Here is a 13,415-nt window from a genome sequence, read left to right as displayed (position 1 = left end):
GTTCTTGCCGGCCCGGTGGTTCCGGGCCCCGGTGGGTCGAGGGGTGGGGTCCCGCTTGCGGGCCGATCGCCGGCTCTGCCCCAATCGTCCCTATTCGAGGGGCTCGGGGCCAGGGGTCTTGCGGTGGTGGAACAGCGTCAGTGCAACAAAAAACCCCTCGTGCCAAGGGCATGCGAGGGGTGGCGCGTCGGTCTGTCACGAGCAGGGCATCGCCCGCTCAGCCGACGCGCCCGCCAAGTACGAGAATTCGGGTGCGCATGGCAACGACCTTCCTCCCGTCAAGGGTCGACTGTCAAGCAGGTGGGATGACAGTCTCGCCATGCGGACCCGCTCCCGGACCTGCGACGGCCCGGTGTTCGGGCAGGTCGGAGGCGCCGTGGTGAGGTACGACACGTCCCGGCCCGGCCTCGCCGCGGCCACTCGTACGGGCGTCCGCGGCGAGGTACGCGCGCCGCGCCGACAGGGGTCCGAGCGGTCTCGGCAGCGGGTAGGCGCGGCGGGCCAGCGCGCGCCGCAGCCGGGTCTCGTCGAGCGGCGGGGCGAAGGCCGAGCCCTGGCCCTGGCGGCAGCCGAGTTCCTGCAGCACGGCCACCTGGCGGGGCAGGTCGACGCCCTCGGCCGCCGTGACCAGACCGAGGTCGCGGCCGAGCCGCAGCGCGTGCCCGGCGAGGGTCCGGCTGAGCGGGGACTCCCCCAGGCCCTGGACGAGCGTGCGGTCCAGCTTGAGGCCGTCGAACGGCAGCCGGGCCAGCGCGCCGAGCGAGCCGTGCCCGGCGCCGAAGCCGGCCAGCGCGGTGGAGACGCCCAGCACCCGCAGGGCGCCGAGTCTGCGGCCGAGCTCGTCGGCCAGCGCGTCCGGCCCCATCCGGGCCACTTCGATGACCAGTTGGCCGCCGGGCAGCCCGCTGTCCCGCAGCGCCCCGACCACCGCCTCGTACAGGCCGGGCGCGCAGAGCCGCTCGGCGGAGAGCCGGATCGAGACCGGGACGGGCGGCGGCGCCGGGCGGCCGCGGAGCGGCAGGCCGCGGCGCAGCGCGGCGGCGGCGACCGCCTCGTGGATCAGCCAGCGGGAGAACCGGGTGGCGGCGTCGCCCGGCTCGGTGGAGCGCAGGAACTCGGCGGGGGTCAGCAGCAGCCCCTGCGCGGAGCGCCAGCGGGCCTGGGCCTCGACGGCGGTGACCACGCCGCTGGCGAGGTCCACCACCGGCTGGTGGAGCAGGGTGAAGCCGCCCTCCCGGACGGCCGCCCGGAGCCGCTCGTCCAGTTCGGTGCGGCGTTCCAGGTCGGCCCGCATGGCCGGGGTGTAGAGCACCACCCGGCCCTTGCCCTCGGACTTCGCCCGGTACATCGCGAGGTCGGCGTTGCGCATCAGCTCGTCGGTGGCGGCGCGCGGGTCGGCGGCCGGGCCCCGTTCGGGGGTGCCGAAGGCGATGCCGATGCTGGCGGCGACGCTGAGTTCGACGCCGCCGATCCAGTAGGGCTCGGAGAGCGCGGTCCGCAGCCGTTCGGCGAGTTCCTGCACCTGGAGGCGGCCGAGCGGGCCGCAGACCAGCGCGGCGAACTCGTCGCCGCCGAAGCGGGCGACGGTGTCGCCGCAGCGCACGGCGCCCTGCAGCCGGCGGGCGGCCTGGACGAGCAGTTCGTCGCCGACCTGGTGGCCGGCGGTGTCGTTGACGGCCTTGAAGCCGTCCAGGTCGAGGAAGAGCACGGCCACGCCGGCGCCCGCCTCGTCCTGCTGGCTGCGGGTGGCCAGGGCGGCGCGCAGCCGCTGGGTGAACAGCGCCCGGTTGGGCAGGTCGGTGAGCGGGTCGTGGAAGGCGTTGTGCTGCAACTGGGCCTGGAGTATCACGCGTTCGGTGACGTCCCGGCTGTTCAGGATGAGGCCGTCGCGGTACCGGTCGACGGTCGACTCGACGTGCAGCCACTCGCCGTCGCCGGAGCCGATCCGGCACTCCACCCGGGCGGCGGCCGGTTCGGCGCCGCCGCCCGCGCGGTGGGCGGCGAGCCGGCCGCGGGCCAGGAAGCGGCGGACCTCCAGCAGCACCCGGTCGACGTCCTCGGGGTGGATCAGGTCGAGCAGGTTGCCGCCGACCAGTTCCTCGGGGTCGCGCCCGTACACGCCGAGCGCGGCCGGGGAGACGTAGGACAGCACCCCGTTGGCGCCGGCGATCATGATGACGTCGCTGGAGCCCTGCACCAGGGAGCGGAAGTGCGCCTCCTTGTGGGCGAGCTCCTGGGCCAGCGAGAGGTTGTCGAGCAGCATGATGCCCTGCCGCAGGATCAGCGCCAGGCCGACGGTGCAGGCGGCCGAGGCCACCACCCGGTCCAGCGACCGCCCGCCGAGGGCGTTGTAGAGGATGCCGGCGGTGCAGACGGCCGCCGCCGCGTACGGCGTGAGCGCGCTGAAGGTGGTGGCGACCCGGCGCCGGGGCAGGCCGCCGAGGGCCGGGTGCTCGCGCAGCGGGCGGCGCCAGCGCGGGGACCACGGCGCCCAGGCGAGCAGCAGGCTCCCGGCGAACCAGCCGGCGTCCAGCAGTTCGCCGGAGTGGTAGCTGCTGCGCAGCTCGGGCGAGGTGAACAGGGCGTCGCAGAGCACCGTGACGGCGAGGCCGACCATGGCGGTGTGGACGGCCGCCCGGTTGCCGTCCCGGCCGCCGAAGCGCAGCCCGACCACCAGGGAGACCAGCAGGATGTCCAGGACGGGGTAGGCCAGGTTGAGGGCCAGCCGGATCGGTGAGCCGACCTCGCCGGCGGCGGTGCGGCCGAGCGCGAGGCTCCAGCTGAGGGTGAACAGCGAGCCGGCCACCAGCCAGCCGTCCAGCAGCAGGCAGAGCCAGCCGGCGGCGGTGCGGGGGCGCTGGGCGAGCACCAGGACGCCGGTGATGGCGAGCGGGGCGAACAGCAGGAAGGCGTACTCGGCGAGGGAGTTCTGCGGCAGCGGGGTCCGTTCGACCAGCTCGTACCAGCCCCAGGTGCCGTTGCCGAAGGCGACCATGAGCGAGGAGAGGCCGAACAGCAGCCAGGCCGGGCGGGCGTGGCCGCCGACCGTGCACCCGTACGCGAGGCAGGAGAGCGCGGCGGCGAGGGCCGCCGCGGCCAGGCCGAAGTCGCCCATGAAGAGGGCGACCTGGCGTGATCCCCAGCCGAGGGCCGCGCCCAGGGTGTAGGCGAGGCAGAGCAGGCCGAGGGCGATCCCGGGCAGGTTGCGGCTGTAGAGCACGCGGCGGGCCGGGCCGAACCGGTCGGTCCCGCCCGGGGGGCCTCCCCGGGGCCCGCCGGGGGCCGCGAACCGGGTGGCGGCGGACCAGTCGCCGGCGGACGGGCCGGCGGCGGACCGACCGGCCGCGGGTGGCACGGCGGTGGACCGACCGGCCGCGGGTGGCACGGCGGTGGACCGGCCGGCCGCGGGTGGGCCGGTCGCGGGCAGGGCGGTGTCCGGCGCCTCCGGCCGTCCGGCTCCGGGCAGCACCGCGTCGGTGGAGCTCACTCGGCCTCTCCCCCTCCGGCCCGGGGCCTGGCGCCCCGGCCACGGACCACCGGCCGCGCGCCTGGTGGCCGTACGCGGTGACCTGGCGCCCTCTCAGGGCGGTGGCCCAGGGGGCGGGCGGCCTGCCGGCCGTCCCACCGCACCGATGTTCCCGCTCGGGACCCTACACCACTTCGGTCACTCAATGACACGCACACTCAACTTAGAGTAATGGCGCAGGCATGGGGAAATGGGTCCGATTCCGGTGAAACCGGCCGGTTGGCGGGGGCGCGCGGACAGGGGCTCACGCGGCGCGCACGGGAGCACACGGCAGCGCCCGACCGGTCGCCGCCGGTTGGCGACGGCGACCGGTACGGCGCCGGGCGGCGCGGGCGGTCAGCGCCCGGCCGGGACCAGCTCCTCCGGGAAGAGCCTCAACCGGTGGGCCAGCGCGGCCGCTTCGCCGCGGCCGGTCACCGCGAGCTTGCCGAGGATGTTGGAGACGTGCACGCTCGCGGTCTTCGGCGAGATGTACAACTCCTCGGCGATCTGCCGGTTGGTGCACCCCCGGGCGAGCAACCGGAGCACGTCCCGCTCACGGGGGGTGAGGCCGAAGGAGTCCCCGGCCGGGACCGTCCGGGCCGGGCCGGGAGGGCGCACGGTGAGCGCCAGACCGGCCCGCTCGGCCAGTGCGCCGATCCCCGCACCGAGCCCGGCGTCGGCCCGGGCGGCCGCCAGTTCCCGTGCCTCGCGCAGCAGTTCGACGGCGGCCTCGCGGCGTCCGGCCAGCACCTCGGCCTCGCCGGCCCGCAGCAGCGCGAGCGCCAGCGGGTACGGCAGGCCGGTCGGACGCAGCGCCTCGACCGCCGCGGCCCAGTGCGCGGCGCCGTCCGCCCCCTCGGCCCGGGCCAGTTCGCCCTCCAGCAGCCGGGCCCAGCCGCGGTGCAGCGGCACGGTCGGGACCAGCCCGGCGGCGACGGCCTTGATCCGGGCCAGCACCGCGGCCCGGCCCGGGTCGGCCTCCGGCAGGCCCCGGCTGTCCGCCTCGGCCGCGGCGCCGTCGGTCAGCAGCGGGTAGAGGTCGGCCAGGTAGCCGCACCGGAGGTCCTCGTCCAGGGCGGCGAGCAGCTCGGCGCGGGCGTCCAGCGGGCGTCCGGCCTCGACGGCGATCCGCAGCGCCAGCCGCGCGATCGGGACGGAGTGCTGGAGCTGGCCGATCCGGTTGGCCGCCCGGGCCTGCGCCAGCATGGCCGCGGCGCCGGGCAGGTCGCCGCGGAGCAGCGCGAGTTCGCCGCGCATCCGGTCCAGGAACTCGGCGTGGGTGCCGGTCGAGCCGATCAGGTCGCACTCGGCGAGCACCCGCTCGGCCTCGTCGACCCGCCCGAGGTCCATCAGCGCCTCGACGAGGTTGCCGGTCAGGATGGTGCCGATGTTGCGCTGCAGCCCGTTGCCGCGCGCCGACTCCAGCCCCTCGCGGGCGAGCGCCACCGCCTCCTCGGCCCGGCCGAGGCCGCGCTGCATGGAGGACAGGTTGTTGATGCCGCGCAGCAGGACGTCCGGCGCGCCGATCCGCCGGGTCGCCTCCACCGCGGCGGTCAGCTCGGCGACCGCGGCGTCCGGATCGGAGTCGAGGTCGTTGCGCAGCCCGCTGAGCGTCATCAGGGCGTGCTGCTCGACGGCGTGCGCCCCCACCTCGCGGGCGATCCGGACCGCCCGCTCGGCGAGTTCGGCCAGCTCGGGCCGGGGGTTGGAGAGCATCCCGCTGCCGGCGCCGAGCGCGAACACCTCGGCCTGGACGGCGGACGCCGGCAGGTGCTCGACCAGCCGGTGCGCGTACGCGATCTCCTCCTCGTCGCCGGAGCGGCGCAGGTGGCCGAGCATCCGGGCCCGGTTGATCCGGAACCAGGCGGCGCGGGCCGGGTGCTCGGCCTCGTCGACCAGCTTCAGGGCCCGCTTGGCCAGGCTCAGGCCGCGCTCGCGGTCGCCGCTGCGGCGGGCCGCGACCACCGCCTCGGCGAGCACGTCGATCATGTTCAGCCGGTCGCAGCTCTCGTCGTGGGCGTCGGCGTCGCAGGAGCAGGGCGGGTAGGTCTCGGCCCAGTCGTACGGGCGCAGGGTGCCGGCGAGCACCTCCTCGGAGACCTCGTCCCAGAGCTCCAGGGCCCGCTCCAGCATGCGCAGCTGCTCGGCGAAGGCGTTGCGCCGCCGGGCGGCCCGGGCGGCGTCCAGGGCGGTGGGCAGGGCCCGGGCCGGATCGTGCGCGTGGTACCAGTAGTTGGCGAGCCGGGCCGGTCGGGCGTCGCTGCCGACCAGGTGCGGCGCGGCCTCCAGGGCGGTGGCGAACCGGCGGTTGATCCGGTGTCGTTCGCCGGGCAGCAGGTCGTCCGAGACGGCCTCGCGGACCAGCGCGTGGCGGAACCGGTAGCCGTCGCCGTCGGTGTCCGGGCGGAGGATGTTGGCGCCCACCGCCTCGCGGAGCGAGGCGATCAGCTCCTCCTCGTCGTCCAGGACGGCGGCGAGCAGGGCGTGCTCGACGTAGGAGCCGCCCTCGGCGGCGATCCGCAGCACCCGCTGGGTCTGCTCGTCCAGCGCCTCCACCCGGACCAGCAGGATGTCCCGCAGGGAGTCGGTGAGCCCGGCCGCGCAGCCCTCCCGGAGTGCGGTGGCCAGCTCCTCGACGAAGAACGGGTTGCCCTCGGAGCGGCGGTGGATCCGGTCGACCAGCTGCCGGTCGGGCGCGGCGGTGCCGAGGATGCCGGCCAGCTGCGCGGCCACCTCGCCCGGCCCGAACCGCTCCAGCTCCATCCGCTGCACGGTGCGCAGCCGCTCCAGCTCGGCCAGGAAGGGCCGCAGCGGGTGGCGGCGGTGCAGGTCGTCGCTGCGGTAGGTGGCGACCAGCAGCACGCGGGCCCGGTGCAGGGTACGGACCAGGTAGGCGAACAGCTCCCGGGTGGACCGGTCGGACCAGTGCAGGTCCTCGATGGCGAGCACGAGGGTACGGTCCGTGCCGAGCCGCTCGAACAGCCTCGCGGTGTGCTCGAACAGCCGGGCCCGGCCGTACTCGTCGTTGGGTTCGCCGTCGGCCTCGCCGAAGTCGGGCAGCAGCCGGGCGAGGTGTCCCTCCATGCCGGCGGCGGCGGCCTCCAGCTCGGCGCCCAGGCTGCGGTGCAGCCGGCGCAGCGCGGTGGCCAGCGGCGCGTACGGCAGGCCCTCGGCACCGACCTCCAGGCAGCCGCCGACGGTGGTCAGCACGCCCTCGTGACAGGCCCGGCGCAGGAACTCCTCCAGCAGCCGGGTCTTGCCGACGCCCGCCTCGCCGCCGATCAGCACGGCCTGCGGCTGTCCGGAGCCGGCCCGCCGCAGCGCGTCCGTCAGGGCGGTGAGTTCCGGATCGCGGCCGACGAAGACGGGACTCACCGATATCTGCTGCATGGATGCGAGCATGCCATAGAGGTCCCGCGCCGGCCGAGCGGTTATCCCGCCCTCCGGACGCCCGGAAGGGGAGGCGCTCCCCCGCGGCGCCTCCCCTTCCGGATTCCCTGCTGCACCGGTGTGGTGCCGGTCCGTCAGCATTCGCTGGGACGCGCGGCGCGCCGGGTGCGGAAGCCGACGTTCGGCCGCCAGCCGGTCCGCTTGGCGGTCTTCGCCTCGCGTACCAGGCGCTGGTGGTCGGCCACGGCCTGGAGTTCCTGCTCGTGCTGCTTGATGAGCTCGTACTCGATCACTGTGTTCCCCTTGTGGGTTTCGGTGTGTCTCTCTCGTTCCGGGGTAAACACTCCTCTCCCAGGGGGGTGGGTCGCATCGGCAGCCTGCCGGATCTTCCGGGCCGCCCGGGCCTTAGACGCCCCGCCCCGGACACGGCAAAGGCCCGGCCTCACCCCTTATGGAGGGTAAGACCGGGCCTCAGGCGCCTAAGTAGGCCTTAGAAGGCCTTAGGAGCCTTAGAAACTCAGGCAGAAGCGCCCAGCTTCTCAAGGATCAGATCCTTCACGCGGGCCGCGTCGGCCTGGCCGCGGGTGGCCTTCATGACCGCACCGACCAGGGCGCCGACCGCCGCGACCTTGCCGTCGCGGATCTTGGCGGCGATCGCCTCGTTCTCGGCGATGGCCTGGTCCACGGCCGCACCGAGCGCCGAGTCGTCCGAGACGACGGCCAGACCGCGCTTCTCGACGACCTCGTCCGGCTCGCCCTCGCCGGCCAGCACGGCCTCGATGACCTGGCGGGCCAGCTTGTCGTTCAGCTTGCCCTCGGCGACCAGTGCGGTGACCCGGGCGACCTGCGCCGGGGTGATCGGCTGCTCGCTCAGCTCGGTGCCGGTCTCGTTGGCCCGGCGGGCCAGCTCGCCCATCCACCACTTGCGGGCCTGGTCGGCCGGGGCGCCGGCGGCGATGGTCTCCTGGATCGGCTCGACGGCGCCCGCGTTCAGCACCGACTGCATGTCCTTGTCGGTCAGGCCCCACTCGGCCTGGAGGCGGGCGCGGCGCACCCGCGGCAGCTCGGGCAGACCGGCGCGCAGCTCCTCGACCCACGCGCGGGCGGGCGCGATCGGGACCAGGTCCGGCTCCGGGAAGTAGCGGTAGTCCTCGGCGTTGTCCTTGATCCGGCCGGCCGTGGTGCTGCCGTCCTCCTCGTGGAAGTGCCGGGTCTCCTGGACGATCGTGCCGCCGTCGCCGAGCACGGTGGCGTGCCGCTGGATCTCGAACCGGGCGGCCCGCTCGACGCTGCGCAGCGAGTTGACGTTCTTGGTCTCGGAGCGGGTGCCGAAGGTCTCGGTGCCGTTCGGGCGCAGCGACAGGTTGACGTCGCAGCGCATCTGGCCCTTGTCCATCCGGGCCTCGGAGACGCCCAGCGCCTTGATCAGCTCGCGCAGCTCCGCGACGTACGCCTTGGCGACCTCGGGGGCGCGCTCGCCCGCGCCCTCGATGGGCTTGGTGACGATCTCGATCAGCGGGATGCCGGCCCGGTTGTAGTCGAGCAGCGAGTGCGTGGCGCCGTGGATGCGGCCGGTCGCGCCGCCGACGTGGCTGGACTTGCCGGTGTCCTCCTCCATGTGGGCGCGCTCGATCTCCACGCGGAAGGTCGAGCCGTCCTCCAGCTGCACGTCGAGGTAGCCGTTGAAGGCGATCGGCTCGTCGTACTGCGAGGTCTGGAAGTTCTTCGGCATGTCCGGGTAGAAGTAGTTCTTCCGCGCGAACCGGCACCACTCGGCGATCTCGCAGTTCAGCGCCAGGCCGATCTTGACGGCCGACTCCACGCCGACCGCGTTGACCACCGGCAGCGAGCCGGGCAGGCCCAGACAGGTCGGACAGACCTGGCTGTTCGGCTCGGCACCCAGCTCGGTCGAGCAACCGCAGAACATCTTGGTCTTGGTGCCCAGCTCGACGTGGACCTCAAGGCCCATCACCGGGTCGTACGACGCGAGAGCGTCCTCGTAGGAGACCAGGTTCTTGACGCTCACAGCGTCCCCTTCACTAAAAGTCTTGGAGGTGCCGGCCCGGTCCGCACCACGGGTGCGGACCGGACCTCGCGGGCTCGGTCAGCCCAGCAGGACGTCGTCGTCGCCCAGCCGGCGCAGTTCGCGCACCAGCAGGGCGGTGCCGGTGACCAGCGCGGCGGCACCGACCAGGGCGTTGACCAGCTTCAGGGTGTCGTTCTCGCCCCGGGCCTTGCGGACGTCCTTCACGACGGTGATCACGCTGAACGCGCTCGTGCCGATGGACAGCCACAGGCCTGGCTTCGAGTGCTTGAAGCCCTTGGCCTTCTCGATCTTGCTCACAGTGCCGGTGCCTCCTCCAGCAGGGTGTGCCCCCACTTGTCGTTGAGTGCGGCCTCCACGGCGCCGCCCACGCGGTACAGGCGGTCGTCCGCCATCGCGGGCGCGATGATCTGCAGGCCGACCGGGAGATTGTCCTCCGGGGCCAGCCCGCACGGCAGCGACATGGCCGCATTGCCCGCCAGGTTGGACGGAATCGTGCACAGGTCGGCCAGATACATCGCCATCGGGTCGTCGGCGCGCTCGCCGATCGGGAAGGCGGTGGTCGGGGTGGTCGGCGAGACCAGGACGTCCACGCCGGCGAACGCGGCGTCGAAGTCGCGGGAGATCAGCGTGCGCACCTTCTGGGCCGAGCCGTAGTAGGCGTCGTAGTAGCCCGAGGAGAGCGCGTAGGTGCCGAGGATGATGCGGCGCTTGACCTCGGCGCCGAAGCCGGCCTCGCGGGTGAGCGCGGTGACGTCCTCGGCGGAGCGGGTGCCGTCGTCGCCGACCCGCAGGCCGTAGCGCATCGCGTCGAAGCGGGCCAGGTTGGACGAGGCCTCGCTGGGCGCGATCAGGTAGTACGCGGGCAGCGCCAGGGTGAAGGACGGACAGGAGACCTCGACGACCTCGGCGCCCAGCTCGCGCAGCAGCTCCACCGACTCGTTGAAGCGCTGCATCACGCCGGCCTGGTAGCCCTCGCCGGCGAACTCCTTCACGACGCCGATCCGCATGCCGCGGACGTCGCGCAGCCTGGCCGCCTCGACCACGGCCGGGACCGGCGCGTCGATCGAGGTGGAGTCCAGCGGGTCGTGGCCGGCGATGGCCTCGTGCAGCAGCGCCGCGTCCAGCACGGTGCGGGCGCACGGGCCGCCCTGGTCCAGCGAGGACGAGAACGCGACCAGGCCGTAGCGGGAGACCGAGCCGTAGGTGGGCTTCACGCCGACCGTGCCGGTGACGGCGCCGGGCTGGCGGATCGAGCCGCCGGTGTCGGTGCCGATCGCCAGCGGGGCCTGGAAGGCGGCCAGCGCCGCGGCCGAACCGCCGCCGGAGCCGCCGGGGATCCGGGAGAGGTCCCACGGGTTGCCGGTCGCGCCGTAGGCGGAGTTCTCGGTGGAGGAGCCCATCGCGAACTCGTCCATGTTGGTCTTGCCGAGGATCACCACGCCGGCGTCCTTGAGACGCGTGGTCAGGGTCGCGTCGTACGGCGGGATCCAGCCCTCAAGGATCTTGGAGCCGCAGGTGGTCGGCACGCCCTTGGTGGTGAAGACGTCCTTGAGCGCCAGCGGGACGCCGGCCAGCGGGCCCAGCTCCTCGCCCTTGGCGCGCTTCTCGTCGACGGCCCGGGCCGCGCTCAGCGCACCCTCGGTGTCGACGTGCAGGAAGGCGTTGACCTTCTTGTCGACGGCGTCGATGCGGTCCAGGTGCGCCTGGGCGACCTCGACGGCGGAGACCTCGCCGGTGGCGATCGCGGCGGCCGTCTCGGCCGCGGTGTAACGGATCAGGTCGGTCATGTCTTTCAGTCCTCCCCGAGGATCTGCGGCACACGGAAACGCTGCTCCTCGGCGGCGGGGGCGCCGGCCAGCGCCTGCTCCGGGGTGAGCGACGGCCGCACCTCGTCCGCGCGCATGACGTTGGTCAGCGGCAGCGGGTGGGAGGTCGGCGGGACGTCCTGTCCGGCGACCTCGGAAACGCGGGCGACCGCGCCGATGATCACGTCGAGCTGCTCGGCGAAGTGGTCCAGCTCTTCGGCCTGCAACTCAAGACGCGACAGCCGAGCGAGGTGGGCGACCTCCTCGCGCGTGATGCCAGGCATGCAGCGATCCTCAAGGGTGAGTTCTGGTGAGGCCCGGCACCGCCTTCCGGCGGCCCCGGGCCCGGGCAGGAGCCGCCTGTCCGGCGCTCCCGTCCTCTTGGTCTGTGGTCCCCATCCTATGGGGCGCGGCCCGGCCACCGGCCAACGAGTGAGGGCGGGCCCTGGTCACCCCGGGTGCGCGGCGCGCCCCACCGGGGACGGGCGGGGGCGGACGGGGGCCTCACCGAGGGCCGGCGGGAGGCTGCCGGGGACTGTCCGGGGGGTCGGCGGGGGTCGGCGGGGGCTGCCGGAGGGCCGGCCGGGGGCCTCACTGGGGGCCGGCGGGAGGCTGCCGGGGACTGTCCGGGGGGTCGGCGGGGGTCGGCGGGGGCTGCCGGAGGGCCGGCCGGGGGCCTCACTGGGGGCGGGTGGGCGCCCAACTCTGCTGCCCGGGCGCCTGGATCTCCAGCTTCGCGGCCTGCAGCGCCTCGATCACCGGCGGCAGGACCTGCGGCAGCACCGGCGGGATCACCGGCGGCAGCACGGGATGGATCACCGACGGCAGCTGGACCGCCGGGGCCGGGCCGAGCCGCTCCACCGGCGGGGCGCCGGTGCGGTGCACCCTCAGCCAGGCGGTGGCCTGCTCGGCCGGCAGCGCCGCCGACACCAGCCAGCCCTGCACGGCGTCCACGCCCATCCGGTTCAGCCGCTCCCAGGTCTCGTCGTCCTCGACGCCCTCGGCGACCACGGTCAGCCCGAGCGAGTGCGCCAGCTCCACCGAGCAGCGGACCACCGCCGCGTCGTGGTCGTCGGCGACCATCCGGGACACGAAGGAGCGGTCGATCTTCAGCTCGCCGACCGGCAGGCTGCGCAGCCGCACCAGCGAGGAGTGGCCGGTGCCGAAGTCGTCCAGGGACATCCCGACGCCGTAGCCGCGCAGCTCCGCGAGGGTGTCGGCGGCCCGCCGGGAGTCGTCCAGCAGCAGCCGTTCGGTGATCTCCAGCTGGAGCGCGTGGGCCGGCACCTGGTGGCGGACCAGGTGGCCGGCGACCCGCTGGGCGAAGCCGGGGTTGAGCACGTCGCGCGGCGAGACGTTCACCGCGACCTGCACCTGGAGGCCCTGCTCGCGCCAGGTGGCGAGCTGGCCGACGGCGGCCTCCAGCACGTAGTCGGTCAGCCGGGGCATCAGGCCGCTGGACTCGGCCAGGCCGACGAACTCGTCCGGCGAGACCTTGCCCTGGCCCGGCCGCTCCCAGCGGAGCAGCGCCTCCAGGCCGACCACCCGGCCGTCGAAGGCCACCTTGGGCTGGTAGTGCAGCTGCACCTCGCCGGTCTCCAGTGCCCGCCGCAGGTCGCCGAGGAGCCCGATCCGGTACGGCGTGTCGGCGTCCTGCGCCTCGTCGTACTGCTCGACCGAGGTGCGGCCGCGCTGGGCGTGGCCCATCGCGACGTCGGCCCGGCGCAGCAGCGACTCGGCGTCCTGGGCGTGCTGCGGGTAGACGCAGACGCCGGCGCTGGCCTCCAGGACGAGCAGCAGGCCGTCCAGGCGGATGGGCGCGGCCAGTTCGGCGATCAGCGCCTTGGCCACCTTCTCCAGCGAGTCCGGGCAGCCGATGCCGGGCAGCAGGACGGCGAACTCGTCACCGCCCATCCGGGCCACCATCGGACGGCCGCGGTAGTGCCGGGGCAGACCGGCGAAGACGTCGTCGATCGACTCCCGGGTGGCGCTGCCGGCCGCTCCGCCGGAGCGCAGGGCCCGGTGCAGGCGGCGGGCGATGTGGACCAGCAGCCGGTCGCCGGCGGTATGGCCGAGGGTGTCGTTGAGCGACCGGAAGCGGTCGAGGTCGAGCAGGATCAGACCGACGCTGAACCCCTCGGCGTGCTCGGCGATCGCCTCCTGGGCGGCGAGCAGTAACGCCTGGCGGTTGGGCAGGTCGGTCAGCGGGTCGGTGAGCTGGTCCCGGGCGCGGTCCCGGGCGATCCGCCAGGCGGCGACCAGCACGGCCAGTGGAACCGCGAACAGCGGCAGCAGCTCGGGTTCGTAGCGGTAGACCAGCACGGCCAGCGGAATGAGCGGTGCGGCGCCGGCCAGCAGGACGCCGAGCAGCAGGACCGCACCTGCCACCCCCTGCGGCGGGCGTGTGGGCGCACCGCCGGTCGTACGATCCATAAGCCCTGTCCTCCGTCGGGCCCGCCCCGTCAGGCCGCCTAGCGGTGGGGCACCGTACCGGTGCCGGCAGCCTGCCGGGCATGGAGCGGCCCCGCGGAGTCCGGCTCAGCCGGTACCCCCACCCCTGCTGACACTCTGTTGCGCTCCAGGGTATGCGCGGGTCCACCCGACGGGCAGACTTTCGGACAACCGGAAATGCGCCACCGCGCTCCGGTGTCGCACAGTGACACGA

Annotated in this window: 7 protein-coding genes and 1 pseudogene; all 8 read right to left on the bottom strand. The window is 74.4% G+C overall.

The window, feature by feature from the left end:
• Nucleotides 1–292: 292 nt before the first annotated feature.
• A complete protein-coding gene (locus OG550_RS24380; protein ID WP_327684102.1) occupies nucleotides 293–3,220 on the bottom strand; it encodes a putative bifunctional diguanylate cyclase/phosphodiesterase in 2,928 nt (975 codons plus the stop codon).
• Nucleotides 3,221–3,862: 642 nt separating this feature from the next.
• Complete coding sequence (locus OG550_RS24375) at nucleotides 3,863–6,898, bottom strand: helix-turn-helix transcriptional regulator (protein WP_327680923.1); 3,036 nt, start codon at nucleotides 6,896–6,898, stop codon at nucleotides 3,863–3,865.
• Between the two features lie 134 nt (nucleotides 6,899–7,032).
• Complete coding sequence (locus tag OG550_RS24370; protein ID WP_327680921.1) at nucleotides 7,033–7,191, bottom strand: hypothetical protein; 159 nt, start codon at nucleotides 7,189–7,191, stop codon at nucleotides 7,033–7,035.
• Between the two features lie 224 nt (nucleotides 7,192–7,415).
• Complete coding sequence (gene gatB / locus OG550_RS24365; protein WP_327680919.1) at nucleotides 7,416–8,924, bottom strand: Asp-tRNA(Asn)/Glu-tRNA(Gln) amidotransferase subunit GatB; 1,509 nt, start codon at nucleotides 8,922–8,924, stop codon at nucleotides 7,416–7,418.
• Between the two features lie 78 nt (nucleotides 8,925–9,002).
• On the bottom strand, nucleotides 9,003–9,242 hold the full coding sequence (locus OG550_RS24360) for a hypothetical protein (protein WP_327680917.1): 240 nt from the start codon (nucleotides 9,240–9,242) through the stop codon (nucleotides 9,003–9,005).
• Nucleotides 9,239–10,732: an Asp-tRNA(Asn)/Glu-tRNA(Gln) amidotransferase subunit GatA gene (gene gatA, locus OG550_RS24355; protein WP_327680915.1), complete on the bottom strand. Its 1,494-nt coding sequence runs from the start codon at nucleotides 10,730–10,732 to the stop codon at nucleotides 9,239–9,241. The genes OG550_RS24360 and gatA overlap by 4 nt, the downstream gene beginning before the upstream one ends.
• 5 nt (nucleotides 10,733–10,737) lie before the next feature.
• Nucleotides 10,738–11,034, bottom strand: a complete 297-nt coding sequence (gene gatC / locus OG550_RS24350; protein ID WP_035845952.1) for an Asp-tRNA(Asn)/Glu-tRNA(Gln) amidotransferase subunit GatC — start codon at nucleotides 11,032–11,034, stop codon at nucleotides 10,738–10,740.
• A gap of 394 nt (nucleotides 11,035–11,428) precedes the next feature.
• Nucleotides 11,429–13,120: pseudogene (locus OG550_RS24345) on the bottom strand (putative bifunctional diguanylate cyclase/phosphodiesterase); the annotation flags it as partial.
• Nucleotides 13,121–13,415: the final 295 nt, after the last annotated feature.

Source organism: Kitasatospora sp. NBC_00458, assembly GCF_036013975.1.
Taxonomy (GTDB): Bacteria; Actinomycetota; Actinomycetes; order Streptomycetales; family Streptomycetaceae; genus Kitasatospora.
The sequence above is the reverse complement of the archived record's forward strand: the minus strand, read 5'-3'. Positions and strand labels throughout refer to the sequence as shown.

Bases quoted from the DNA above. Each gene is read 5' to 3' on its own strand.
- OG550_RS24375 (WP_327680923.1), bottom strand. From the start codon at position 6,898: ATGCAGCAGATATCGGTGAGTCCCGTCTTCGTCGGCCGCGATCCGGAA.
- gatA (WP_327680915.1), bottom strand. From the start codon at position 10,732: ATGACCGACCTGATCCGTTACACCGCGGCCGAGACGGCCGCCGCGATC.
- gatC (WP_035845952.1), bottom strand. From the start codon at position 11,034: ATGCCTGGCATCACGCGCGAGGAGGTCGCCCACCTCGCTCGGCTGTCG.